Origin of the sequence: Corynebacterium rouxii (assembly GCF_902702935.1) — a bacterium.
GTDB classification, from domain to species: Bacteria; Actinomycetota; Actinomycetes; order Mycobacteriales; family Mycobacteriaceae; genus Corynebacterium; species Corynebacterium rouxii.
Window position 1 is genome coordinate 613,508 of the sequence record NZ_LR738855.1, and the last position, 25,731, is coordinate 639,238.

General features: G+C 54.8%; 22 protein-coding genes. 9 read left to right on the forward strand and 13 right to left on the reverse strand.

The window, feature by feature from the left end:
• Positions 1 to 31: 31 nt before the first annotated feature.
• The 3 genes from CIP100161_RS03220 to CIP100161_RS03230 are packed head-to-tail and all read right to left on the reverse strand — an operon-like array spanning position 32 to position 2,390.
• Complete coding sequence (locus tag CIP100161_RS03220) at positions 32 to 1,264, reverse strand: hypothetical protein (RefSeq protein ID WP_155871856.1); 1,233 nt, start codon at positions 1,262 to 1,264, stop codon at positions 32 to 34.
• A 20-nt stretch (positions 1,265 to 1,284) separates the two neighbouring features.
• Positions 1,285 to 2,112: a C40 family peptidase gene (locus CIP100161_RS03225; protein ID WP_155871858.1), complete on the reverse strand. Its 828-nt coding sequence runs from the start codon at positions 2,110 to 2,112 to the stop codon at positions 1,285 to 1,287.
• The gene (locus CIP100161_RS03230) at positions 2,109 to 2,390 is read right to left on the reverse strand and encodes a hypothetical protein (RefSeq protein WP_155871860.1); all 282 of its coding nucleotides are present in this window, start codon (positions 2,388 to 2,390) and stop codon (positions 2,109 to 2,111) included. Before CIP100161_RS03230 ends, CIP100161_RS03225 begins: the two co-directional genes overlap by 4 nt.
• A gap of 64 nt (positions 2,391 to 2,454) precedes the next feature.
• On the opposite strand from CIP100161_RS03230, the gene upp reads away from it, so the two are divergent.
• The 5 genes from upp to CIP100161_RS03255 all read left to right on the forward strand — a co-directional run bounded on the left by upp (position 2,455) and on the right by CIP100161_RS03255 (position 10,616).
• Positions 2,455 to 3,090 carry a uracil phosphoribosyltransferase gene (gene upp / locus CIP100161_RS03235; protein WP_004567014.1) on the forward strand — a complete coding sequence of 212 codons (636 nt, stop codon included), beginning with the start codon at positions 2,455 to 2,457 and terminating at the stop codon, positions 3,088 to 3,090.
• 193 nt (positions 3,091 to 3,283) lie between these two features.
• The gene (locus CIP100161_RS03240) at positions 3,284 to 3,853 is read left to right on the forward strand and encodes a helix-turn-helix domain-containing protein (RefSeq protein WP_155871862.1); all 570 of its coding nucleotides are present in this window, start codon (positions 3,284 to 3,286) and stop codon (positions 3,851 to 3,853) included.
• Between the two features lie 97 nt (positions 3,854 to 3,950).
• The gene (locus tag CIP100161_RS03245; protein ID WP_155871864.1) at positions 3,951 to 5,141 is read left to right on the forward strand and encodes an amidohydrolase; all 1,191 of its coding nucleotides are present in this window, start codon (positions 3,951 to 3,953) and stop codon (positions 5,139 to 5,141) included.
• Positions 5,142 to 5,249: 108 nt separating this feature from the next.
• On the forward strand, positions 5,250 to 6,656 hold the full coding sequence (locus tag CIP100161_RS03250; RefSeq protein WP_155871866.1) for an NAD(P)H-quinone dehydrogenase: 1,407 nt from the start codon (positions 5,250 to 5,252) through the stop codon (positions 6,654 to 6,656).
• Positions 6,657 to 7,190: 534 nt separating this feature from the next.
• On the forward strand, positions 7,191 to 10,616 hold the full coding sequence (locus CIP100161_RS03255) for a pyruvate carboxylase (RefSeq protein WP_155871868.1): 3,426 nt from the start codon (positions 7,191 to 7,193) through the stop codon (positions 10,614 to 10,616).
• A gap of 104 nt (positions 10,617 to 10,720) precedes the next feature.
• Here the strand turns inward: CIP100161_RS03255 and CIP100161_RS03260 are convergent, their stop codons facing one another.
• The 4 genes from CIP100161_RS03260 to CIP100161_RS03275 form a co-directional block, all read right to left on the reverse strand.
• Positions 10,721 to 11,482 (reverse strand): macro domain-containing protein, encoded by a 762-nt coding sequence (locus CIP100161_RS03260; protein ID WP_155871870.1) that lies wholly within the window; start codon positions 11,480 to 11,482, stop codon positions 10,721 to 10,723.
• Positions 11,483 to 11,496: 14 nt separating this feature from the next.
• A complete protein-coding gene (locus CIP100161_RS03265; RefSeq protein WP_155871872.1) occupies positions 11,497 to 11,871 on the reverse strand; it encodes a hypothetical protein in 375 nt (124 codons plus the stop codon).
• 203 nt (positions 11,872 to 12,074) lie between these two features.
• Positions 12,075 to 13,859: an acetyl/propionyl/methylcrotonyl-CoA carboxylase subunit alpha gene (locus CIP100161_RS03270; RefSeq protein WP_155871874.1), complete on the reverse strand. Its 1,785-nt coding sequence runs from the start codon at positions 13,857 to 13,859 to the stop codon at positions 12,075 to 12,077.
• Positions 13,860 to 14,114: 255 nt separating this feature from the next.
• Positions 14,115 to 14,996 (reverse strand): sulfurtransferase, encoded by an 882-nt coding sequence (locus tag CIP100161_RS03275; protein ID WP_155871876.1) that lies wholly within the window; start codon positions 14,994 to 14,996, stop codon positions 14,115 to 14,117.
• 597 nt (positions 14,997 to 15,593) lie between these two features.
• Between CIP100161_RS03275 and CIP100161_RS03280 the strand changes: the two genes are divergently transcribed.
• Positions 15,594 to 16,652, forward strand: a complete 1,059-nt coding sequence (locus tag CIP100161_RS03280) for a Cj0069 family protein (protein ID WP_155871878.1) — start codon at positions 15,594 to 15,596, stop codon at positions 16,650 to 16,652.
• 192 nt (positions 16,653 to 16,844) lie between these two features.
• Positions 16,845 to 18,962 carry an acyltransferase family protein gene (locus CIP100161_RS03285; RefSeq protein WP_155871881.1) on the forward strand — a complete coding sequence of 706 codons (2,118 nt, stop codon included), beginning with the start codon at positions 16,845 to 16,847 and terminating at the stop codon, positions 18,960 to 18,962.
• Here the strand turns inward: CIP100161_RS03285 and CIP100161_RS03290 are convergent.
• The 6 genes from CIP100161_RS03290 to CIP100161_RS03315 all read right to left on the reverse strand — a co-directional run bounded on the left by CIP100161_RS03290 (position 18,959) and on the right by CIP100161_RS03315 (position 24,497).
• On the reverse strand, positions 18,959 to 19,387 hold the full coding sequence (locus CIP100161_RS03290; RefSeq protein WP_155871883.1) for a DUF3151 domain-containing protein: 429 nt from the start codon (positions 19,385 to 19,387) through the stop codon (positions 18,959 to 18,961). The genes CIP100161_RS03285 and CIP100161_RS03290 overlap by 4 nt on opposite strands.
• Before the next feature lies 1 nt (position 19,388).
• Positions 19,389 to 19,985 (reverse strand): Maf family protein, encoded by a 597-nt coding sequence (locus CIP100161_RS03295; protein ID WP_155871885.1) that lies wholly within the window; start codon positions 19,983 to 19,985, stop codon positions 19,389 to 19,391.
• Between the two features lie 18 nt (positions 19,986 to 20,003).
• The gene (locus CIP100161_RS03300) at positions 20,004 to 20,909 is read right to left on the reverse strand and encodes a ribokinase (protein ID WP_155871887.1); all 906 of its coding nucleotides are present in this window, start codon (positions 20,907 to 20,909) and stop codon (positions 20,004 to 20,006) included.
• Positions 20,910 to 21,052: 143 nt separating this feature from the next.
• The gene (locus tag CIP100161_RS03305) at positions 21,053 to 22,108 is read right to left on the reverse strand and encodes a LacI family DNA-binding transcriptional regulator (RefSeq protein ID WP_155871889.1); all 1,056 of its coding nucleotides are present in this window, start codon (positions 22,106 to 22,108) and stop codon (positions 21,053 to 21,055) included.
• Between the two features lie 401 nt (positions 22,109 to 22,509).
• Positions 22,510 to 22,770: an acyl-CoA carboxylase subunit epsilon gene (locus tag CIP100161_RS03310; RefSeq protein WP_155871891.1), complete on the reverse strand. Its 261-nt coding sequence runs from the start codon at positions 22,768 to 22,770 to the stop codon at positions 22,510 to 22,512.
• A 95-nt stretch (positions 22,771 to 22,865) separates the two neighbouring features.
• Positions 22,866 to 24,497: an acyl-CoA carboxylase subunit beta gene (locus CIP100161_RS03315; protein ID WP_155871893.1), complete on the reverse strand. Its 1,632-nt coding sequence runs from the start codon at positions 24,495 to 24,497 to the stop codon at positions 22,866 to 22,868.
• 449 nt (positions 24,498 to 24,946) lie between these two features.
• On the opposite strand from CIP100161_RS03315, the gene CIP100161_RS03320 reads away from it, so the two are divergent.
• On the forward strand, positions 24,947 to 25,438 hold the full coding sequence (locus CIP100161_RS03320; protein ID WP_155871895.1) for a hypothetical protein: 492 nt from the start codon (positions 24,947 to 24,949) through the stop codon (positions 25,436 to 25,438).
• Between the two features lie 35 nt (positions 25,439 to 25,473).
• The gene (locus CIP100161_RS03325) at positions 25,474 to 25,710 is read left to right on the forward strand and encodes a hypothetical protein (RefSeq protein ID WP_155871897.1); all 237 of its coding nucleotides are present in this window, start codon (positions 25,474 to 25,476) and stop codon (positions 25,708 to 25,710) included.
• Positions 25,711 to 25,731: the final 21 nt, after the last annotated feature.

The following is a 25,731-nucleotide window of genomic DNA, read 5'->3' on the forward strand; positions in this document are numbered from 1 at the left end:
GGTTATCGCGGCTATAAGTCCAGCGGAGTGCTTAGAATTTGCTGAATCGTTTGGTCAGCATTTTCTCCATTTCGGCCCAGCTCTCGGAGTGCTCGGTAAATGGTGGGGTGGGGGTGTAGCCGGAGACTCGGGTGGATCCGATCATGTAGGAGATATAGTCTTGCATGCGGGGGTTGGTAAGGAAGTAGGAGTTGAGGGAGTCGTCGGCTGCCCAGTCGGCTGCGTCGGCGAGGAGTTCGTAGGCGCGGGCCATTTGAGCGGTGTCTACGGCTTCGATGCTGGTGTTGATGTCTCGGGTGAGGCCATTGAATGAGTAGACATTGTCGGGGTGGACGGTGATATCGAGTTCGCCGGCGTTGACGGGGACCATGAGGTCTTCCCATGTGGATACGCGTGCGAGGTCGTGGTCGTCATGTTCGACGAGCCAGCGCATGAGGGACTTTCCGGAGTTGAAGGTGAAGATTTCTCCGTACTTTCCAAGGAACACCGGTTGTGCTTCCACGTAGGTGCGCAAGGTATAGAGGGTGCGGCCGTCGATGGAGATCTTGATGGGGTCTATGCCGGCAGCTGCCCATGGGGTGGCGTCGTAGGGGTCGACTTTTTCGGCGTCGGCTTTTTTCTTTTCTTCTTCGGCGATGCGGCGCTGCTCTGCTTCGGCGGTGGCGGCGTCGATACGCGCGGCTGCGGCGCTAATGGCCTCGGCGTTTCCGTCAGTGTGGACGGTGATCACACTGTCGAGAGCGTCGATGACGTTATTCCAGCTTGTCAAGACGATGCGTCCGATACCGGTCCATTCGCTGAGGCCGGAGTCGCCGGTGAAGTGGTCGCCACCACGCTCAGTGTTCATGAGGATGGAGTGTGAGGAGAAGAAGCTTTGTACTGGGATGGTGGCGGTCACATCGCCGAGGCTGCGTGCGATGGCGAAGCAGCGTGCTACTGCAGAGACGTTGGTGTGACTCGGACGTTCTGCGAGTAGCGCAGGGATGCCGATGAGGTCGTATTCTTGGCGATCGGTGGGCACGACGCGATCGTCGGCGCCGGCCATGAAGGCACCCCACTTGGGGTGGTCGCTGAGGTCGTGGCGCGCGCCGGATTCGATGTAGGCGAGGACTGCTGCGGGGGATTCGAATACGTAAAGGTCGTCCCCGCTGCCGAGAAACGCCTGCCACTCGGCGCCATGTTCGCGCCATTGTGGTGCCCAGAGAGTGTAAAAGTCGCCCTCGGTCAGTGAGATTTTGACGGGTACGATTCCTTTGTTAGCCATGGCTATGTATCTTAGCGGGTCTACGCGGTGGGTCGGAAGTAACCTTTAAACGGCATTCCCATGTTGGTGGTTCTGATGGGGTTAAGAGCGACGGGGTCTCCTGCTTCGATGATGTTGCCGTTGCCGGCGTACATGGCGACGTGGCCGTCCCAGACGAGCAGATCGCCTGGTTGGAGTTGTTCACGGGCGATAGGCGTGCCGACGTTTTGTTGTTCGGCGAGTCGGGGCAGCTCAACGCCTGCTTGTCGCCATGCCCATTGGGTAAATCCGGAGCAGTCAAATCCGGCGAGTGTTGTTCCGCCCCAAAGGTAGGGGGTGCCGAGGGCGCTCATGGCGGCGTCGACGGCGCGTTGTCCGAGGTGAGAAGCGGGTGGGGCTGGCGGTGGCGGGAGTTCGCCTCGCGTATCGACGCCCCCATCTGCTACCGAGAGCAGTGTCATGGTGGCGTGGGTGAGGTTTTTATTGGCTAGGTCGAGACGTGCGAATGCTAGATCGATGTATTTGCTGGGTAGGGCTGCAAGCTCGGCATGGGCTGCGAGGGCGGATCCCGGCATGGGACTAAAAAGTTTAGGGAATATCCGTGCTGCCTCGTTAAGAAAGTCGGTGGCCATGTGCCCGAGTTCTGCGCGGAGGTTATCTATTTCGTGGAGTGCTTGGGGGATGACGCCGCGTGCACGGTGTGCGTCGGCGGCTAGGGTTTGTGCTGCGTGGGTAAGCGGTGTGGTGGTGCCAAAGGCGTGCGTGATGAGGTCGACGGTGGGAAACGATGGGGTATCGGGGATAGCAAGGTTGAGCTGTGGGGGTGCGAGTGTGGCCAACATGGAAACCACACCGGGGAGGTTAATCACAGGGTGTCCTCTCGTCGGGCAGTATCGGCATCGATGTCTTCGGCGTGCTGGAGCAGATGGTGAGCGGTGGTGGCTAGTTCTTCTGCTTGGTGGCAGTGCTCGGTTGCACGCGTGATCAAGGATGTAACGCAGCGGTTATAGGCGCTGAGAAAGTCGCCAATTCCGGCGCAATCCGAGGCGATGTCGTGGTGTTCGCTGGGCGGGTGCGTGGCTTCGTCGATAAGCGTGCGCAGCCATTGGTGCATGAGAGGTACGTCGATGGTGATGTGAGAGTCCATATATGTTTAGACGTAATGAGTGTGGGTTCTGGTTCCCACGCATTCCGGCGCTACGATGGCTGGTATGGAAATTCGGATCGTCGACCACCCCCTGGCAGCTTCACGCCTTACCATCATGCGCGATAAGCGCACTAACAATGCGGGATTCCGTGCTGCGCTTGCAGATCTCGGCGCCATGCTCGTGTATGAGGCGTCTCGTGATCTCGCAATTGAGCAGTTCCCAGTCAGCACTCCTGTTGCTGATACGCAGGGGACTCGTTTGCAGGATCCTCCCATTATCGTGCCGATTATTCGTGCCGGTTTAGGCATGGTAGATCCAGCGTTGTCGATGATCCCTGATGCCCAGGTGGGCTTTATTGGCATGGCGCGTGATGAGGCTACGCATCAGCCTGTTCCTTATCTTGAAGCGTTGCCTGACGATCTCAGTGGTCGCACCGTGTTCTGCGTGGATCCGATGCTAGCTACGGGTGGTTCTTTGCTGCACGCCATTAAGCTGCTGGCGGATCGTGGCGCTACCGATATCACCGCTATTTGTATGGTGTCAGCTCAGGAGGGTGTTGATGCCTTGGCTGAGTCGGGTCTGCCTTGCCGTTTGGTCACGGCCACCATTGACCCCGAGCTTAACGACGACGCCTACATTGTGCCTGGCCTAGGTGATGCTGGTGATCGTCTCTACGGGCCACGAAACATCGACCTCTAAAACTGCTTCGTAGCGTCTCATAGTCGTTTCCCCTGCTTGTCGTAGCCATGTGATTGCGCATGGCCCGCGGCTGGCATGGGGGATTTTTATTATGCGCGACCACCGTCCAATATCATAAGATTTTATTTATTTACAGTGCTTTGCCCAATATATTGGGCGGACGTTGTCCACTGTATTGGGCACATTTGAGCGCATGAATGAAGGTTGGACGCAGTGGCCCAGTTATGGCCACGCCTTTGGGGTGCGGCTGCATAAACTTCGGCGACTGCGTGGTCTTACCCAAGACGGACTTGCAGAAATCGCCAACTTAAGTCGCAACCAAATCTCTAACCTCGAACGCAACGAAAATAGCGCAACCAAAAGCTCCGATCCCACGATGTCGACAATCTATCGGCTAGCGCGCGCACTTCACGTTCCGCCGGCCGCGCTCATGCCGGCAGTAGGGGATTACGTCACTGACATTTGCCAAGACACGGGACACGAGCTGCCCATCGACATTGCATGGCCTACCAGCAGCCAAGACACCCAAAAGTTCTCCATTCAGTATCGCTACCGCTACTGGGATGAGCAGTCACCACTGTTCGATGACGAAGACTGGGATGACGACCATGCTGACGACCCAGACTTTGGTATCGCAGTCATGCCCGGTGCATCCGATAACAACGACGCTGATACGACAAAGGGCGGAGAAGATACAGAAGACACCGAAAACACCGAAGACAGAGGGGACGTCGATAAACGCGACGACGACCCCCTCAACTAGATACTTTCCTGTGAATGAGGGGCTATACTTTCCTTTCTTCTTGCTGTGGTTAGGATGAAAGATTGCATGCAGAAAAGGTGAAAGGCAGGGAAGTATCGTGGCGCAATCGGTTGCAGAGCATGTCACGCAATGGGTAGGACAACACCGTGACGAGATGATCGAGTGGCGACGGCACTTTCACCGACACCCAGAGCTCTCCCACATGGAATTTGCTACCACCGACTTTATCGAGGCCACGCTGCGTCGCTACGGGCTTAACCCGCAACGGTTCCCCAACACTGGGCTCATGGTGGACATCGGGCCCGACACCCCGCAAAAAATCGCATTCCGCGGTGACATCGATGCCCTGCCCATCACCGAAAACGATGACCACGATGTGATCTCAGAAAACTACGGCGTTATGCACGCCTGCGGCCACGACGTTCATATCACCGTTGCACTCGCAACCGCCTGCGCGCTCGCTTCTGCGGATCTCGCCATTGGCGTGCGCGTGATCTTCCAACCTGCCGAAGAAGTCATGGAAGGCGGCGCCCCAGAGGTCATCGAATTCGGTGCACTGCGCGGAGTCTCCAACATCTTCGCCATTCATGCCGAGCCCAAGCTCACCGTCGGCAAAGTAGGTGTTCGCGCCGGCGCAATCACCAGCGCCTCCGATGTCATTGAGATCAAAGTATTTGGACCCGGTGGCCATACCTCTCGTCCGCACCTTACTGCCGACGTTGTCTATGCGCTTTCTAAACTGGTCGTTGACCTGCCAGGACTGTTATCGCGCCGGGTAGATCCACGCACAGGCACCGTGTTGGTCTTTGGCATGATCAATGCAGGCTATGCTCCCAACGCCATCACGGAAGAAGGATCCGTGAAGGGGACAATCCGGACCGCGGACATTGGGGTGTGGCGAATGATGGAAGGTCTGCTTGCAGAACTCGTTCCTCAGGTGCTTGCTCCTACAGGATGTACTTACGAGCTGATCCACCATAAAGGGGTACCGCCGGTGCTTAATGACGATGTTGCTACCGCTGTCATCGCTGACGCGGCTCGCACGATTAACCCCAGCACCGTAGTGGAGGCGCCGCAGTCTTCAGGCGGTGAAGACTTCTCGTGGTATCTCGAGCATGTTCCAGGTTCAATGGCCCGCCTAGGCTGCTGGAATGGGGAGGGAACCCCCGGTGACCTGCACCAAGCCGATATGTATGCAGACGAGCGTTGCCTTGAAGTAGGAGTGCGTCTCTTCGGTGCGGTAGCCGATCGCTACAACTCCCACAACGCGATGTTTATTGAGGATTAATCGCACGCGATCCCCGTGGGGGTAAAGTGCGCGATTCGCGCTGTGGGATGTCTCCGATACACTTGGGCGTTGGACTCATCTAACCGGCACACCCATACTGGAGGAACAGTGACTCGAATCGTGATTATCGGCGGCGGCCCCGCAGGCTATGAAGCAGCGTTGGCTGGCGCAAAATATGGCGCCGAAATCACCATTATTGAGGACCGTGGTCTAGGCGGCGCAGCAGTTATCAACGACTGCGTGCCATCCAAGTCGTTCATCGCCGGCGCAAACATTAAGACTGACTTGCGCCGCGCCGACGACATGGGACTGAACAAGGGGATCGGCGAAGCACACCTGCTTATCGACGCCCTCAACAACCGCGTTCAGGCACTTGCTTATGAACAATCCTCCGATATTCGGGCGTCGATGGATGCCCACGGCGTGCGTATTATCGACGGCCGCGGTTCCTTTGATGATTACAACCCCAAGCAAACCGTGCACTACATCAAGGTCGACCGTGCTGATGGCACTACAGAAACTATCGAGTGCGACCTCGTTTTGATTGCTACTGGTGCAACCCCACGTATCCTTCCTGACGCGCAGCCAGACGGCGAGCGAATCCTCACGTGGCGTCAGATCTACGGGCTCACCGAATTGCCAGAGCACCTCATTGTGGTTGGTTCGGGTGTGACTGGTGCTGAGTTTGTTTCAGCGTTCGCAGAGCTTGGTGTGAAAGTGACGATGGTCGCCTCGCGGGACCGCATTTTGCCTCACGACGACGCCGATGCTGCCGACGTCCTAGAAACCGTGCTAGCAGAACGTGGCGTGGCCTTGGAAAAGCATGCTCGCGTTGATTCTGTTATCCGTACCGAGGATGGCGGCGTATGCGTGAAAACTTCCGATGGTCGAGAGATCTTCGGTTCTCACGCCTTGATGACTGTCGGTTCTGTGCCCAACACCAAAGATCTTGGTCTAGAAAAAGTTGGCATTGAGACAACACGTTCAGGCCACATTTGCGTAGACCGCGTCTCGCGTACCAACGTTGCAGGCGTGTATGCAGGTGGTGACTGTACTGATCTGTTCCCGCTGGCGTCAGTGGCAGCTATGCAGGGTCGAATTGCTATGTATCACGCTCTTGGTGAGGGCGTAAAGCCGATTCGCATGAAGACTGTAGCTACCGCAGTATTTACCCGTCCAGAAATTGCCGCTGTGGGTGTTACCCAGAAGCAAATTGAGTCTGGTGAGGTAATCGCACGTACAGTGATGTTGCCGCTGCAGACCAACCCGCGTGCCAAGATGCGTTCGTTGCGCCACGGTTTTGTCAAGATGTTCTGCCGTAAGAACTCCGGCATCGTGATTGGTGGCGTGGTTGTTGCTCCTACTGCCTCAGAACTGATTCTGCCGATTGCTGTCGCTGTGACAAACCAACTCACCGTGTCTGATCTGGCGGAGAGCTTTGCCGTTTATCCATCACTATCGGGTTCGATTACTGAGGCTGCGCGTCAACTAGTGCAGCATGATGACCTGCAATAAAACTGTAGGGGTAATCAAATAGGGGTGTAGCCGAGGCGTTTTCTGTTTGCTGCAGAACGCCTCGGAGTCATTTTATGACTTTAAATGTCTTGACCTCATGTTTTAGGTAGCTATAGCGGGGGTGTTGCATTTTTCACAGTGGTAATTGTTCTCTTTTTATGTAGCGGGGGGAATCTGCATAGGGGGGATGGCAACAAGGAATGCGCTGAACTGTGGTTGTTTTTTTTTCTTTGTCATGTAATGCTGTGGGGGGGGGGGGGTAGTCCGTGCAAGGTTGGGGGGGGGGGGGGGGCTTCGCAAGTGCGATCGGGCACCGTGACCATGGATATTTCTATTCTCACCTCGAAATTAGGCAACCGTTGTCAATTAATGTGGCAGCGGAGGTTTCGTAGGGGTAAAACGACGGGTAAGCTCGAAGCCTGTAAAAGTAACTGCGATCACAGATTTCGCCGTCGTGCGAATCAAGGTACATGGTCTAGTGCTTTGCTACACAAAAGCGCTGACTTTCTTTTTCAAAACAAGGACAAACTAACAGTGTCTCAACAATCATCTGAACGTGGAACCTCTACGGTAAATCCATTGTCAAAGATCCTCGTTGCCAACCGTGGCGAGATCGCCGTGCGAGCTTTTCGTGCAGCCTTTGAAACCGGTGCTGCCACGGTAGCTGTCTACCCGAACGAAGACCGTAATTCATTCCACCGATCGTTTGCCTCCGAAGCAGTCCTCATTGGTGAGGGCGGATCTGCGGTCAAAGCGTACCTCGATATCGACGAAATCATCCGTGCTGCTAAGCAAACAGGTGCCGACGCAATTTACCCAGGCTACGGCTTCCTTTCTGAAAACGCCCAGCTTGCTCGTGAGTGCGCTGAAAACGGTTTAACCTTTATCGGTCCACCTCCGGCAGTGCTGGAGCTTACCGGTGATAAAGCAGCTGCTGTCACTGCCGCACGCGAGGCAGGTTTGCCCACGCTGACTGAAACGGAAGCAACAGATGATCCAAAGAAGCTCGTAGAGCTGACCAAGGGGCAGACCTATCCGCTATTCGTCAAAGCTGTTGCCGGTGGTGGTGGCCGCGGCATGCGTTTTGTCGACGCCCCCGAAAACCTAGAAAAGCTGGCAGCAGAAGCCTCCCGTGAGGCGGCTGCAGCATTCGGAGACGGCCGAGTCTACGCCGAGCGTGCAGTGATCAACCCTCAGCATATTGAGGTCCAGATCCTTGGTGACTCCGCTGGCAACATCATCCACCTGTACGAGCGTGACTGCTCGCTGCAGCGTCGCCACCAAAAGGTTGTAGAGATTGCCCCAGCGCAGCACTTGGCGCCAGGACTACGCGAAAAGATTTGTGCAGACGCAGTCGCGTTTGCACGCCACATCGGTTACCAAGGCGCGGGCACCGTGGAGTTCCTAGTCGATGAGGAAGGCAACCACGTCTTCATCGAGATGAACCCTCGTATCCAGGTCGAGCACACTGTGACTGAAGAGGTCACCCAGGTGGACTTGGTGAAGTCCCAGATCATGATCGCCTCTGGTGCGACACTCGAAGATCTCGGTTTGCGCCAAGAAAACATCCACACCGAAGGTGCTGCCCTGCAGTGCCGTATTACCACTGAAGACCCCAACAACGGTTTCCGTCCTGACACCGGAACGATTACCGCTTACCGTTCTCCAGGTGGCGCAGGTGTTCGCCTCGACGGTGCTGCCATGCTCGGTGGTGAGATCACCCCGAACTTCGACTCCATGCTGGTCAAGATGACCTGCCGTGGTGCCGATTTCGCTACCGCAGTCGCTCGCGCTCAGCGTGCACTCGCAGAATTCGTTGTCTCAGGTGTTGCTACCAACATCGGATTCCTGCGTGCTTTGCTACGCGAAGAAGACTTCCAGCACAAGCGCATCGCCACTGGTTTCATTGCAGATCACCCATGGCTGCTGCAGGCACCACCCGCAGACGACGAGCCGGGCCGCATTTTGAACTACCTAGCTGATGTGACTGTGAACAAGCCACATGGTCTGCGCCCAGCCGTGATTAACCCAGTAGAAAAGCTCCCAGCAGAGGTCAAAGGCGAGCTACCACGGGGTTCCCGTGACCGCCTGCTCCAGCTCGGCCCAGAGGAGTTTGCACGCGCACTGCGTAAGCAGGATGCGCTCGCGGTCACGGATACCACCTTCCGTGATGCACACCAGTCGCTTCTCGCAACCCGCGTACGCTCCAACACGCTGATCGACGCGGCACGGCACGTCGCAAAGCTCACCCCAGAGCTGCTCTCCGTAGAAGCATGGGGTGGCGCTACCTACGACGTTGCTATGCGCTTCCTCCATGAGGACCCATGGGAGCGTCTCGACCACCTGCGCGAGGCCATGCCAAACGTCAACATTCAGATGCTGCTACGAGGCCGCAACACAGTCGGCTACACACCGTACCCAGATTCCGTATGCAAGGCTTTTGTCGACGAAGCCGCACGCTCTGGTGTTGATATCTTCCGCATCTTCGACGCGCTTAACGACGTCTCCCAGATGCGTCCAGCAATCGACGCAGTGCTCGAAACCAACTCCACGATTGCCGAAGTCGCAATGGCTTACTCCGGTGATCTGACCAACCCAGGTGAGAAGCTCTACACACTGGATTACTACCTCAAGCTTGCCGAGGAAATCGTCAAGTCCGGTGCACATGTTCTAGCAATTAAAGACATGGCTGGACTGATGAAGCCAGCCGCAGCAACCAAGCTGGTCACCGAACTACGACGCAACTTCGACCTGCCGGTTCATGTTCACACCCACGACACTGCTGGTGGCCAGCTGGCTACGTATTGGGCGGCAGCAGCCGCTGGTGCAGATGCCGTCGATGGTGCCTCCGCGCCGCTGTCGGGCACAACGTCGCAGCCATCGTTGTCTGCAATTGTGGCAGCATTCGCTAACACCTACCGCGATACGGGTCTCTCTCTGGACGCAGTCGGATCGATGGAACCGTACTGGGAAGCAGTGCGCAAACTCTACGCACCCTTCGAATCCGGAACTCCAGGGCCAACCGGCCGCGTCTACCAGCACGAAATTCCAGGCGGCCAGCTGTCCAATCTGCGCGCACAGGCAACTGCACTCGGCTTGGCAGATCGCTTCGAGCTCATCGAGGACTACTACGCAGCCGTTAATGAGATGCTGGGACGCCCCACCAAGGTCACCCCGTCCTCAAAGGTCGTTGGCGATCTTGCACTCTACCTAGTTGGCGCAGGAGTTAACCCAGCGGACTTTGCAGCAGATCCCCAAAAGTACGATATTCCTGACTCCGTCATTGCCTTCCTCCGTGGCGAGCTCGGCACCCCTCCAGGCGGCTGGCCAGAAGAACTGCGTGCTAAGGCATTGGCAGGACGTAAGGAATCAAAGGACACATTGGCACCGCTGTCAGCAGAAGATGAAGCTCTGCTCGCAGATCGTGCGACCGTTCGCCCAACGCTGGATCGCTTGCTCTTCCCGAAGCCTGCAGCCGAATTTGCAGAGCACCGTCGTCAGTTTGGCGATACCACCAAACTTGGTGACGCAGAATTCCTCTATGGCCTCAAAGAAGGCAAAGAAACGGTTATTCGTACCGCAGACAGCAGCGTCCCAATGTTGGTGCGTCTCGACGCCGTCGGCGAGCCCGACGAAAAGGGCATGCGTAACGTTGTGTGCAACGTCAACGGCCAGATTCGCCCCATCCTCGTGCGTGATCGCAACGTAGAGTCTGTGACCGCCTCGGTGGAAAAGGCTGATCCTTCCAACGCTGGACACGTTGCAGCGCCATTCGCAGGCGTTGTCACGGTGACTATCGAGGAAGGCGCAACCGTCAAAGCCGGTGACCCAGTTGCTGTCATTGAGGCAATGAAGATGGAGGCAACGATCTCTGCCACCACAGATGGAACCGTCGACCGTATCGTCTTGACGCAGGCCACCAAGGTCGAAGGTGGAGACTTGCTCCTCGTGATCAAGTAGACCGTAACCACCGATCGGCATACGCATAACAGCCGGTTCGAGACTCCTGACAGGGAATACTTTCCTAGTTGGGCATTCTCGAACCGGCTATTTGTCGCTATAGGTTATGCCTCAGGTGTGAACACACGTCGATACGCTGCCGCTTCATCCTCAGAATCACAGACAATGACGATATGTGCCGATAAACCTGCTGCCTTAGCAGTAGCGAGTTCTTCTCCAAGGACCTGTGCTTCCATCCCAGTAGGGAACCCTAACGGCCCTGTGAGGTTGGAAGGAATCGACAATTCCTTCCAACCTTTTTCTCGAACGAGCGCAAACACATTACGGAAGCATTGTCGTAGTAGTTCGATGCTGGCTTCGCGCTCTGCAAAATTGAGCTGTGGTGTCACGGCATGAATGATCCAGTGTGCGGGGAGTAAAAACCCGCTAGTGACATGCGTAGATGAGATGTCTACTTGGCCATGTGCGTCGGCGAGAAGGCGTGCGCATTCTCGGCGTAGTTCAAATCCCGCACGCTGGTGCACCCGTGCGGACAGATCGCTTATCGACGGCGACGTCGGCCCAATCAACGTTTGAGCAGCCGGCGCCACCATTGCCGAAAATGGTAACTCTGTGATGTCTCCTACTACGACTGTAGCCGCAGGCGTGGTGGCTTTGAGGAAAGCTGATTGGGCCTTTTGGAGTGCTTGAGAAGCCGCGCGAGGATCACGCATATTCACCATCGCATCGATACTGGAAAGTGTGTGTTGGAAAGAATCGTCGATTCCTTCCGATACAACAACGGCATTTCGGGGATCGTCGGCTTCTAGGGCGTGGAGAAAATTCCGTGCTGCTGTTACTTGAGCGTCGGTGGGGCTATTGGTCATAGCGCCTTATTGTATTAGTTACTGATGTTGATTCCGTGTGCGGTGCACCAGCGGGTGATGGGGCCGCGGATTTCAGTGACTGCGTCACCAACTGTTTTGGGGGTGAGAACGGGATCGTTGGGGAGTTTGCGGTTAGGATCACCGACGGGGGCGATGTCGAGAACAGTGGCTGTGTCGGTGATGTGAAGTGCGGCGAGTGCGATCATATCGACGTTTGTTTGTTCGCAGACTGCCCACGTGTAGATGGTGTCGTGGTCCCAAGCGGTGCGAGCTTCGTCGACGGTGAGGTGGGCGTTGACAAGCTGGAGAGCGGGGGAGTCGTCAATTCTTTCGTCGTTGTGGAGTGGGCGTGCGTAGAAGCGGCCGCCGTTGATTTCGGTTGGTTCCATGTCACATAGTGTAAAGCTTTTCTCGAACACTGTTCAGAAGTTTTGGGGTGACAGCGTGAAAGTAAGACAAAAGTGGGCCTTCCCATGGTACTGCTTGAGTACCTGCGGGAAGGCCCACGTGGGGTGACGTCAGGCTCGTAATTTCAGCGCAGTAAGGCAGTGTAAGTCAGCGAGGTGACGAGCCTGAGTCTTCTTAAGGGCGCTTAGGCGTCTTTGATCTCGAGGAGAACTTGGCCCTTGGTTACGCCTTCGCCAGCGGCGATGGCTAAACCGGTGACAACGCCGGACTTGTGTGCCTTGACTGGGTTTTCCATCTTCATTGCTTCGAGGACGACGACGGTGTCGCCTTCAGCTACTTCAGCACCTTCTTCGGCGTTGATCTTGATGACGGTGCCCTGCATTGGTGCTGCGACAGCGTCGCCAGAGATGGCAGCCTTGGAGCCACCTGCGCGGCGCTTCTTGGCTTTCTTCTTTGGTGCACCTGCGCCGCCGCCGAGTGCGAGGTCGCCTGGTAGTGCGATTTCTACGCGGCGGCCGTCGATTTCCACGACAACTTTTTGGGATGGCAGTGCTGCTTCTTCATCATCCACATCTGTTGGGTCGACGTATGGCTCGATCGGGTTATCCCACTCTTCTTCGATCCACTTGGTGTAGACCTCGAATTTTTCGCCGTCGCCGATGAAGGCTGGGTTTTCCACGATGTGGCGGTGGAATGGCAAGACAGTAGGCATGCCTTCGACGACGTACTCATTAAGAGCGCGGGATGCGCGCTGGAGTGCTTCGTCACGGGTTTCTCCGAAGACGATGAGCTTGGCGAGCATGGAGTCGAATTGGCCGCCGATTACGGAGCCTTCGACGATACCGGAGTCCATGCGCACACCTGGGCCGGAAGGCTCAATGTACTTGGTGACCTTGCCTGGTGCTGGCATGAAGTTGGAGCCTGCGTCTTCGCCGTTGATACGGAATTCGAAGGCGTGTCCACGAGGGGTTGGGTCTTGCTTGATGTGGAGTTCTTTGCCCTCTGCGATGCGGAATTGTTCGCGTACCAAGTCGAGGCCGGTGGTGACCTCAGTGACGGGGTGTTCCACCTGGAGGCGGGTGTTGACCTCAAGGAAGGAGATCAGTCCGTCGGAGCCGACGAGGTACTCGACGGTGCCGGCACCGTAGTAACCAGCTTCTTTACAGATGGCTTTAGCGGACTCGTGAAGGCGGGCGCGCTGGTCGTCGGTAAGGAATGGTGCTGGTGCTTCTTCGACGAGCTTTTGGAATCGGCGCTGGAGTGAGCAGTCACGGGTGCCGGCGACAACAACGTTGCCGTGCATATCTGCGATCACCTGGCACTCGACGTGGCGTGCTTTGTCGAGGTAACGCTCAACGAAGCACTCACCGCGACCGAAGGCTGCCACGGCCTCGCGGGTTGCGGATTCGTATAAGTCGGCCACTTCATCCATGGTGTAGGCGACTTTCATGCCGCGTCCGCCGCCGCCGAAGGCTGCCTTAATAGCGATGGGAAGTCCGTGCTCTTCTGCGAAGGCGACGACCTCGGAAGCGTCTTTGACTGGCTCTTTGGTGCCAGGTGCCATGGGGGCTTCGGCTTTAAGCGCGATGTGGCGTGCCGTGACTTTGTCGCCGAGGTCGCGGATGGACTGTGGAGATGGGCCGATCCAGATCAGGCCTGCATTGATAACTGCTTCGGCGAAGTCGCCGTTTTCGGAGAGGAAGCCATAGCCTGGATGGATGGCGTCGGCGCCGGATTTCTTGGCCGCGTCGAGGATCTTGTCAAAGACAAGGTAGGATTCGGCGGAGGTTTGGCCACCTAGTGCAAATGCCTCGTCAGCCATGGAGACGAAAGGAGCGTCTGCATCGGGCTCTGCGTACACGGCGACGCTGGCGATACCGGCATCGCGGGCTGCACGGATAACGCGGACGGCGATCTCACCGCGGTTTGCGATGAGCACCTTAGTGATCTTCTTCTGTTCCACAGACACTGAAGCTCTCCTGGTTCTGATGAAAATTTTTGGGCTGGTGTAGCAATTCTAGGGGCGTGGCATGACATTTCGCTATAGGTTGCTACACCATTGTCAGTCGTTTGAGTGCCCGACATTAAAAATAAGACGGTCTACATAGTGCACTTAATGCGGTAGGCATCACATATTCTTCCACATTAGGTAGCCATTGAACGGCAAATTCCTCGGAAGAATTGCTCCCGAGGAATTTATTTTATAGTCAAAACTATTATTTTTCTAGGGTGCCACGCCGGGCTCTTCGCCTTTCGCGATAGGCATGCGAATCATGTTGCCCCATTCGGCCCAAGATCCGTCGTAGGTGCGGGTAATGTCGTGCCCAAGCAGGTATTTTAGGACGAACCATGTGTGTGCTGCGCGGTCACCTACTTGGCAGTAGGTGACGGTTTCGGCGTTTTTGTCGAGTCCGCCGTAGATCTCGCTGAGTTCGGCAAAGGAGCGGAACCGGCTGTTCGGGTGTACTGATTTATTCCATGGAATGTTCACTGCGGTTGGGATATGGCCGCTACGTAACACCCCAGATGAGGGGTAATTATTGTCTGTCGTGCCCGCATATTCGGATTCACTGCGGACGTCGATAAGTTGTTGCGTGCCCAGTTTGCTCACGAGCTCGTCGACAAAAATGCGCGCTTGTGTGCTGGTATCGGTGACAACGGGGTAGCCGGTTGCGGGATACTCCGGAACAGCATACGAGGTGTCGCGTTCTTCGGCCATCCATGCGTCTCGGCCACCGTTGAGGATACGGACATCTTCGTGGCCGAAGAGCTCGAAGATCCATAGGGTAAAGGTTGCCCACCAGTTGGACTTGTCGCCGTAGATCACCACGGTGTCGTCTCGGGCGATGCCTTTAGCATCCATGAGCGCTGCGAAATCCTCGGCGCTGATGTAATCACGGATGGTGGCGTCGTTCAGGTCTTTGGCCCAGTCGATGCGTACGGCACCGGGGATGTGTCCGATGTCGTAGAGGAGTGAGTCCTCGTCGGATTCCACAACGCGAAGGCCTTTAGTGCCTAGGCGGGCGCTCAGCCACGAGGCGGAGACGAGCTTTTCGGGGTGTGCGTACTCCTGGAACTGTGGGTGTGGATCGAATGGTGCTGGCATTTTTACCTTCTTCAATGACTAAACGGTGACGCGCAATCGCTGAAAGATTCCACTATGGCAGTGGGCTGGCGTGAAAAGCCACGGGGTTGACCCACCTTTAAGCAATATTGTCACAACGTGGCGGCTTAGTTGATTGTTCCGCACAAAGTTCACATTGTGAGCAGTCTTACAGCTGCCATTATTCTTTCTTTATGTAATTGCGGCCGCGCACAGCCTACCGCACGTGAGCTGAGCTGTGTAGATGGCTCGGTAAAAGTATCGCTGAACAGGGAAATATTGGCGCAAAGTGGTCAGTGCTTATCGACGTTACCCATGTCTGCACTCATACCCTAGATATAAGGGTGAGCTTGTAGTTTGTGTGTTGTTGATTACTCCTTAGTGTGTTCTATCCCCTAGGAGTGAGATATTTAATAGCATCAACTTTGAGGCGCTCACTCAGTAAAAGCCGGTATGTCTATCGTGGCCGCACTGCCAAGCTCCTCGGATGTTGTATCGCGGTTTATTCGCGTCCTATTTTGTGGCTGATTTCTTATATGTGAAGGCGGTTGTTCTTTGCAGAAAGAAGATTCCCACATAACACCCCGAAAGGTTCATAAATTGCACAAGAGCATTGTTGTCTTCGAGGTCGAAGGCGGAAACGATAAGCAGTTCAACGGTCACCGTAAAGACACGCTTCCTATCGTTGATGCCATCAAGGAAAAGGGCTGGCATGCTGAGGTTGTGTTCTACCGTCCTGAGTGGAGCGAAGGCCTGTTCGAGTATGTTTCTCAGAACTTCGACGGCTACATTTCTCGTGTTAACCCAGGCAACATTCCTGGCGGCGAGAAGGGCTACTTTGATCTGCTGACCAAGCTGTCTGAGGCTGGCCTTGTGGGTATGTCTACCCCAGTTGAGATGATGGCTTATGGCGCAAAGGACGCCTTGGTTAAGCTCAATGACACTGATTTGGTTCCTTCCGATACCGCTGCTTACTACGATGTGGAGACCTTCCACAACACCTTCCCAACCTCGCTTTCTTATGGTGAGCGCGTTCTTAAGCAAAACCGTGGCTCCACGGGCTCGGGCATCTGGCGTGTGCAGCTTGAAGACAAGGAGCTTGCTGCGTCGGTAGCACCAGGTACTGCGTTGCCACTGGATACCAAGCTGCGCTGCACCGAGGCAGTTGATAACCACACCGAGATCCGTGAGCTCGGTGAGTTCATGGACTTCTGCGACCAGTACATCGTCGGCGACAACGGCATGCTCGTTGATATGCGCTTCATGCCTCGCATTGTCGAGGGCGAAATCCGCATCTTAATGGTTGGCCCACACCCCGTCTTCGTGGTGCACAAGAAGCCAGCCGCTGGTGGCGACAACTTCTCGGCAACCTTGTTCTCCGGCGCAAAGTACACCTACGACAAGCCAGAGGCATGGCAGGAGCTCGTCGACATGTTCGCAGCTGCTCGCCCTGTGATCGCTGAAAAGCTTGGTGGCGACAACATCCCGTTGATCTGGACCGCAGACTTCATGCTCGCTGATGGCGAGAACGGCAAGGACACCTACGTTCTCGGCGAGATCAACTGCTCATGCGTTGGTTTCACCTCTGAGCTGGACATGGGTATCCAAGAGCTCGTTGCTCAGGAAGCTGTCGAGCGCGTGGAAAAGAAGCACGCATAGACGTTTTCTTTACATCAAAGCGTATGCGGCGTACGCCCTTATTCTCTCGATGGGGAGACAAAGGGTGGTGCGCCGCTTTCGTGCTTTTCGACGCCTCCCGCGTAACGTGTCTTTCGTATCCCACGATGTACATTGGTTAAAATATTGAGGTTATTTCTACACAACGATCAATTCTAAGACGCGAGATTTCCGGTGCCGCAACCTAAAACTCAACAATCTTCTAGGCCTTCGACTACTAAATACCGCTATGACCTTGATGGTCTACGCGGTATTGCTATTGCATTCGTGGTCATCTTCCACGTGTTTGTGGGCCGTGTGTCGGGTGGCGTGGATGTTTTCCTCTTGCTGTCGGGCTATTTTTTCCTTGGTTCGCAGCTGCGTTATGCCGCTAAACCGAATGCCAGCTTGAACCCGTGGTGGCCGTTGTGGCGAATGATTCGTCGACTCCTTCCAGCACTCATGGTGGTGCTGATGTCTACGGTGCTGATTATTGAGTCAGCGATCCCCGAGCTTCGCACCACAAATGTTGCGGATCAGGTGCTGGCTAGCGTGGGGTATTACCAAAACTGGGAGTTAAGTGCGCAGGGCTCTGCCTATGGTGCAGCCTCCAGCGTGGTAAGTCCGTTACAGCATCTGTGGTCGATGTCTGTACAGGGACAGTTTTATCTGGCGGCGATTGCGTTCGCCCTGTTCGTATCTGTGGTGTTGAAGCTGCGGCGTCGACGCGGCCATGAAGCTGAGCGGGTGCGTCATTTAGCCGGTATTCCGCTGATTGCGGTGACGGTGGCGTCGTTTAGCTACGCGGTGTATCTGCATCCAGTGGATCAGCCACTGAATTACTATTCCACGTGGTCGCGTGTGTGGGAGCTTACTCTTGGTGCTGTGTTGGTGCTCTACTCCGACAAAATTCGCGTGAGTCGAGCGATGGGAGTGGTGTACACATACCTAGGCTTGGCCATGGTTTTGACCACTGGTCTGCTTTTCGACGGCGCCCAAGTATTCCCAGGTCCTGGCGCTTTGTATCCACTGGGCGGCGCCGCTTTGGTCATCCTTGGGCAAGGCCACGGCGCTGGCTGGATGAAGAGCCGTTTCATGCTGTGGCTTGGTTCGATCGCGTACCCGTTGTACCTGTGGCACTGGCCGTTGTTGATTATGTCCACGATTTATCTTGGGCTTGATCGTCCAGGTACTGGACTTGGTCTTTCGGTGATTGCGGTTTCGGTCGTTTTGGCGCACCTGACACACAAGTTCATCGAGGAACCTTTCAAACAGCATGCCAAACGCCCCGAGCGCCAAGCGCGTCGAGTGCGTAGTGCGGCAGCGACGTTGCGTAAGGCGACGGGGGCTACGCGAGCGCTCGCCGGCGTAGTGGTTCTTGCGCTGTGTGGGACAGCATTGTGGATTCCTTCCGTATGGCAAAAGGAAGTACAAGCGCTGTCGAAGACTCAGCTGGATCCGGTGCTGTATCCGGGTGCGATGGCATTGGTTGGTGGGCGTGTGCCGCAGGTGAAGTTTGCGCCGGATCCTTATGTTTTGGCCAATAGTTTGTCGCCAGCGTGGACGGACGGCTGCATGTCGGAGCTTGACGACGACCCCACGAAGATCGCGAACGACAACTTCGGCGAGGAATATTGTGTTTATGGCGACAAGAATGCCAAGAAGGTTGCCTATGTGATCGGTGGTTCCCATGCGGAGCAGTGGATGGCTGCATTGGATCAGATCGGTCGTGATCATGGTCTGAAAATTATTCCGATTGTGCGTCAGGGGTGTCCTGCGTTTGCCACGGAAGAAGACGGCGTATTCAGCGATGACTGTGCGACTTTTAACAAGGTCATGCTGGAGAAGGTCCGTAAGGATAAGCCTGATCTGGTGATTTCTAATTCCACGCGTCCGTTGCTGGAGAAGCTGCGCGGTTTGGACGAGGTTCCAGAAAGCTATCGCACACTGTGGGCGGTTCTAGAAAAAGAAAAGATTCCGTTTATTGGTCTGCGGGATAATCCGTGGTTCTTGGACAAAGATGGCCAAGCGTGGCCACTATCGCAGTGTATTGCGAGCGGTGGCAGCATAACGGAATGCGGTAAACCGCGGGAGGAAATCTACTCTCCTGTGGATCCCGCGGCACGTTTCTTGAAGTCCAAGACAATGATCTCTATTGACACCGCCGACTGGTTCTGCCCGAATGGTTTTTGCCCCGGTGTGATCGGCAATGTCTATGTTTATCGCGATGGCAACCACATTTCCGATGCCTACGCGTTGAGTCTTGTCCCACTGTTGTGGGAGAAGATGGAACCGGTAGTCTCTCAGCTTTAGGCTGGTGGAAGCAGCGTATCGACGCAGCTTTGGTCGGCGTCGAGAAGCATCTGGCGGCATCGCTCGTATTCGGTGGTGTCGCCAATTTTTTGTGAGGCTAAGGCAAGCGCGGCAATAGCGCGCAGCACGCCTTGGTTTGGCGCGTGTGCAAATGGCACTGGGCCCCAACCTTTCCAACCGTTGGCACGGAGGCGATCAAGGCTGCGGTGGTATGCGGTTCGTGCATAGGCGTAGGCAATGGCACGTTGCTCATCACTGTGCGCTGTTGCAAGGGCTTTGTGCGCAAGTTGTGCCCACACGGACGGGCTTTCGGGGTGCTCAAGGGCGGTCGTAGCAGTGACTGCTTCGAGATCCATGCTGTCAAGAGCTGGGTCTTGCGGAAGCTGAACGGGTGGGGGAGCGAGCATATCGTTAAAAGCTGTCATATCAGTTATTGTTCCAGAATTCGCTGACGTTGTAACCTGCCGCATATAACGCACGACGTACCACCGGCAGCGACAACCCGATGACGCTGGATGGATCGCCGGTAATGGAGTCGATAAACCAACCACCGATGGCCTCTAGCGTAAAAGCACCCGCACACTGCAAGGGCTCGCCGGTACGCGCATAGGCTTCAATATCGGCATCGTCGGCATGGGCAAACGTGACAGTCGTTGTGGAGGTTTCTACATGCCGACCACGCGGGGTGATCACGCAGTGGCCGGTAATGAGTTCAGCGGTTTTGCCACGCTGTTGTTTCCACCGTTCAATAGTCTTATCTATGGTGTGCGGTTTTCCTTGAAGCGCCCCATCGAGTAGCAGCATGGAATCACCTCCAATGACCACATCATCGGGGTAAGCGCCAGCAATAGCCTCGGCCTTGGCCTGCGCCAAGGCGGCAACTTTATCAGCAGGGCTACGGCCTACAAGGGAATCCAACAGAGCGTCTTCATCAACATCTGCGGGGCGCACGAGTGGTTCGACACCAGCGCTGCGCAGAATTGATAACCGAGATGGAGAGGACGAGGCGAGCACAATATTCATGCCCACCTATAGTAGGCGCTACACCGCGGGCAGCGTATCGGACTCAGAAGGATAAGAGGTTTGCGCCCCACGACCTTGAACGGAGAAAGCTCCGACACGGGCTGCGAACGTGGCGGCGTCGATAAGCGAGTCTCCTTGCAAACGACGTGCCACGAAAGCCCCTGCGAATGCGTCACCAGCACCCGTGGTGTCTACTGCTGTGACATATGGCGTGGCAATCGGTGTAACACCAGAAGCATCGGCGACCAGCGCGCCATGTCCGCCAAGGGTCAACACCACGGAGGCAAACCCTTGCGAACGTAGTGCCTCGATCAGAACGCGGGGATCTTCACTGGTTACAGGAGCGCCGAGCTGCTCAAGAATCAATGCGGCCTCATGCTCATTAGCCATCAACGGATCCGCACACAGGAGACAGTCATGATCAACATCAATCACAGGCGCAAGATTGACTACCACAGTGCCGCGAGCTGCCTGCACTGCGGCGCTAAAACCATCCGCGGGAATCTCACCCTGCAAGAGCACGATGTCGGCGTCTTCAATGGGTTTACGATGGTGCTCCACGTAATCAGCAGTGACATGCGCGTTCGCGCCGGGAATGACGATGATACTGTTTTCGCCATCGTCGGAGACCTGAATGTAAGCAACGCCGGTGTTGTCGTCGATTGCTTCGACTGCGTCTAAGTTCACGCCGGAAGATCGCAGGATTTTCAGGGCGTGGTCGGCGTAGGTGTCGTTTCCTACTGCCCCTACGAAAGAAACTGATGCGCCTTGGAGCGCAGCGGCAACGGCTTGGTTTGCGCCTTTGCCGCCTGGGCTGATGCTGGAGTCGTGGCCTAGGACGGTTTCACCTGGGCTGGGATGTCGTGCTACTTGGATGCTGACGTCAGCGTTGATCGAACCAACAACAGTCATAGATGAGGACATACTTTTTCAGTCTCTCCTTTCCACAGCAGCATGGCAGCCACCGTCTAAGTCAAGGGCGTAGGGAGTCCTTGGGAAGTACTTATTCACCATTATTAAGGAAAATATGGTCGGTGGCTGGATTTCTGCTGTGGGGGTGAGAAGTGCTACACCGCCAACGAATGGGACGCCCGCAGCGCAAGTGTAGTCGGAATGACGCATGACGTTGCTCGTTCGCCGTTATTCATATGCGAATAAAGCATGTCGAATGCGCGTTGTCCCATGTCATTGACTTGTTGATCGATGGTGGTGATGGGTTGTTTTTGAAGGAGGAACGCTGGGGTGTAGTCGTAGCCAATCAACGCCACATCCTTACCGATGCGAAGTCCACGGGCGTAGATCGCCTGAATCGCGCCGACCGTCATCATCATATCGCCGGTCAAAATGCTATTAACCCCGCGATCGAGGAGCTCATGTGTGCCAGCAAAACCGGCCTCGCTAGAATAACTGCCAAAATAAACGTCGGGGGAAGGAATCCCCAATTCGCTCTTGATCGACGTGATCGCTTCGAGGCGTTCCCTGCCTGTCGACGTATCCTGTGGTCCGGCAAGGTAGCCTATCGACGCCCCCGGGTTCTGACTCAGCGTTCGCAATGCCTCTTTCATTGCTGGTAGCGGATCGGAGGTGACAGATGGAACCGCGCTGTGTGTAACGGTTCGGTCAGCGGTGACAATAGGGGTACCTTGTTCAGCGATAGCAGTGATGCGATGAGCAGACTGAATGTGGGGGACTACCACGATGCCGTCAACTTGCTGGCTATTGAGGATGTCCAGTGCACTATTGATTAGCTCTGGGGACTCAGCCGAATTAGCCATCATGCAGCAATAGCCTTTAAGGCTTGCGGCTTCTTGAATCGCATAAGCTAACTGGTTGAAGTAAGGATTACGGATATTCGGCAAAACAATGCCGATGGTGTTGGACTTTTGGCTACGAAGTGCCTTTGCTTGAGCATTCGGGCGATAGTTGAGCCTGCTGGCTGCTTCCTCGACGATGCTGCGGGTGGATTCGGGGATTACTGGATTACGGGCTAGTGCGCGTGACACTGTGCTGATCGACAGGCCGGTGTCCGCGGCAATGTCTTTCAACGTGATGCTCTGTCGCCGTCTGCGCCATGTAGGTGTTTTCTCCTCGTTCTCAACTGTTGGTTGAGAGATACCACTCATGCGTACCTGCTTTTCTGCAAACGTTTGCGTACTTGTTATTAATTTTGAATCTACTGAGGTGGCTGTTTTTAAGTCAAGATTGAGAAACCTTAAGTGACGGGCGCCATAATTATGTGGTCAAAATGAAATAGATATCATGACAAAACTAGCAAATGTACTTCCTTTAAGGATGTATATCTACCTGCGGGTATGATTATTTTCTCGAACGTTAAAAGGTATTATTTTTATTTTGTTCAGTAGGAAATTAACTAATGTTCCTAACTGTAATTTGCTAAAGAATTTGCATAAAGAATGGTTCGTAACTGTGATTTATGAAATGCAAAAGGGGTCTGGCCCCTCTCCAAGGTGAGGGAATGGGCCAGACCCCTTAGCTTTCTAACGACGCAAACCGTTTGACAGCTTTAGAAGAAACTCACGTTCCTAAACGCAGTGGGATTGTAGGTAGTGGGGCGCTGAAGGCGCTCCTCCACATTTCCCCACAGGTTGCGCTCGCGCTCTTGCTTGGTTTGCTGTGCGGCATTGTCTGCCATAGATGCAAAAAGAGCCGTCAACGTAGCTACTTGCGTTGGGTCAGGATTGCCTTTAACAACGCGCAGGAGAGGTTTTTGCTGTGCGCCCTCTGGCGTGGACTGTGCTTGTGCGTCAGATACGGAGTCAGACATGTCAAACCTATTTCAGACTATGTGGAAGATGGATGCGAGGCATTCTACCGCACCTAGACTGCGAGGGGTGCGGTAGGAGACGTACCTGTGGTGGTTTACAGCGGAATGTTGCCGTGCTTCTTTGCAGGAACGTTAACAACCTTGCGGTCCAAGAGGCGTAGGCCTTCAATGATCTGACCACGGGTTTCACTTGGTGGAATAACGGCGTCGACATAGCCACGCTCAGCTGCCATGTAAGGGTTGACCAAAGTTTCTTCGTACTCGCGCTCGTATTCCTTAGCCACAGCGAGCATGTCCTTGCCCTCGGCGGCAGCGGCCTTGATTTCCTTGCGGTAGATGAATCCCACGGCACCAGCGGCACCCATGACAGCGATCTGTGCGGTTGGCCATGCCAATACGAGGTCGGCACCCATGTCCTTTGAGCCCATCACGCAGTAAGCGCCACCGTAGGACTTGCGGGTAATCACAGTGATCTTGCCGACGGTTGCCTCGGAGTATGCGTAAAGGAGCTTGGCGCCACGGCGAATGATTCCGTCGTATTCTTGGCTGGTGCCTGGTAGGAAGCCAGGTACGTCAACGAATTCGATGATCGGAACATTGAACGCATCGCAGGTTCGGATAAAGCGAGCAGCCTTCTCAGCGGCCTTGATGTCGAGGCAGCCGGCGAACTCGGTTGGCTGGTTAGCAACAATACCAACGCTGCGGCCTTCGACGCGGCCGAAGCCGACAATGATATTGCCTGCGTAATTTTCCTGGATCTCGAAGAAATCGCCATCATCAAGAACGCGAGTAATCACGTCCTTCATGTCGTATGGCTGGTTAGGTGAATCAGGGATGATGGTGTCCAGCTCGAGATCGGAATCGGTGATGTTCTCCTTAATGGAGCCCACCATGATCTCGGCAGGCTCTCGAGGAGCTTCTGCGCGGTTGTTAGAAGGCAGGAAGCCTACAAGGTCACGTACCCAGTCGAGGGCGTCAGCATCGTCGGATGCGGTGTAGTGAGAGGTACCAGAGGTTGCCATGTGGGTGTGTGCGCCACCGAGCTCCTCTTGTGTGACTTCCTCACCGGTGACCGTTTTGATCACGTCTGGTCCGGTGATGAACATCTTGGAGGTCTTGTCCACCATGATGATGAAGTCGGTGAGAGCAGGGGAGTATACGTGGCCGCCTGCACAAGCGCCCATGATGAGTGAGATCTGTGGGATAACGCCGGAAGCGAGGGTGTTGCGGTAGAAGATCTTGGAGTAAAGGCCAAGGGATACAACACCTTCTTGAATACGCGCGCCTGCACCCTCATTAATACCGATCAGTGGAACGCCGGTCTTAATGGCAAGATCCATGATCTTAACGATTTTCTCGCCGTAGACCTCGCCAAGCGCGCCACCGAAAACAGCGCCATCTTGGGAGAAAACGCAGACCTTGCGACCGTCGATAGTTCCGTAGCCAGTGACCACGCCATCGGTAACGGGGCGCTTGGCGTCAAGGCCAAAGTTCTTAGAGCGATGACGGGCGAGAGCGTCAACCTCTACAAAGGAGCCTTCATCAAGAAGGTACTCAATGCGCTCACGGGCGGTCTTTTTACCCTTTGCGTGAACTTTTTCGATGGATGCAGGACCCATAGGAGCTTGGGTTTCTGCGATACGTGCACGAAGATCCGCAAGCTTGCCTGCGGTCGTTGTCAGGTCGGGGGTTTGGGCCCCTGCGTTGTTAATCGTTGCGGCAGTCATGACACAATAGTGTAGGGGCTGGGGCAAAAACTTGTGAACTGTTTGACAATTTTGTCTAGGTCACAGTGAAAAACTTTCTATTCGGGGGTGGCGCGAATTTGATGTGATTCTTCACAACCTCTAGGCGCTTGACTATTCGAAGTGAAGCTGGAGCGCTTTGTTTTTGCTGCAAAAGTGATGCGAATTAGATCGATATTTTGTGAATTATGTGTTATTTCAATCACTTTAAAAATGTTTCTAGAAGTAGCGTTTAAGTAGTAATTGCCGGTGAGATTGGTTTTCTTTTGCAAGGGTGGGATTGAATCTCTCGCCTTGGTTATGAATCTAATAAGGATCTGACTATGCTAAATTTTCCGCAAGTTAACTGAGGGATGTTCATAGAAAAGTTTCAGCTTGTATGCAGATTTGTGAACCTTCCCTCTGTTCCCTCATGCCGAAAGAGAGATTCGATGATAAAGTCCATTAAGCTCGCGGTTGTTTCTGCAACCACTGCTCTAGCACTGACTGCTACAGGTGTCGCTGTTGCTGAAGAAGCTGTTCCTATGGTTGGTGCTGTTGTGCAAAAAGAAGACTCTGAAATAAAAGCAGCTCAGAGCAAACTGTCTGACCTTAACAGGAAGTTGGAAGAGACTAAACAGTTATTGGCGGCGGCTGAGGCTGGTAAGGGAGATCTTGCAGCAGTTCAAGCTAAACTAAGCGAATCAGAGGCTAATTTTTTGGCTGCACGGAACTCGATGCAGTCTTTCTTGGGCACTTTGAATCAGGTTCATACTGAGAAAGCTAAACAAGAGGCTCGTCGTGTTACTCGGAACCGCACAACATCTCTTAAAGCTGCTAACGAAAAAGTTCTGGAAGCTGAAAAGAGCTTCGAAGAATTGCATGGAAAATTGACGGAAGCTTATGCGATTAAATCTGCGGTTATTGCTGAAAAAAGGCTCTAGAAGCTCAACAATCCCAGATTGCAGAATATTCAAAGATGATCGAGGAAACCAAGTCTTCGATCCAAGAAGCTCAAGAAAAACTAGATAAGCTTTCCAGTAAAGCCGAAGAGCGCAAAGCGACGAATTCTGAGCAGAATGATCAGCAGATGAATGATGAAAACCCCGGTGATTCTAAGATTTTCAGTATCATCGCGGCAGTCCTAGGAGCACTTGGTTTGGCTGGCTTGGCTGCGCGCTTTATTCCAATGATTATGAAGTTCTTTAATCGTTAAGTCTTTAAGCTAGTTTCAAAC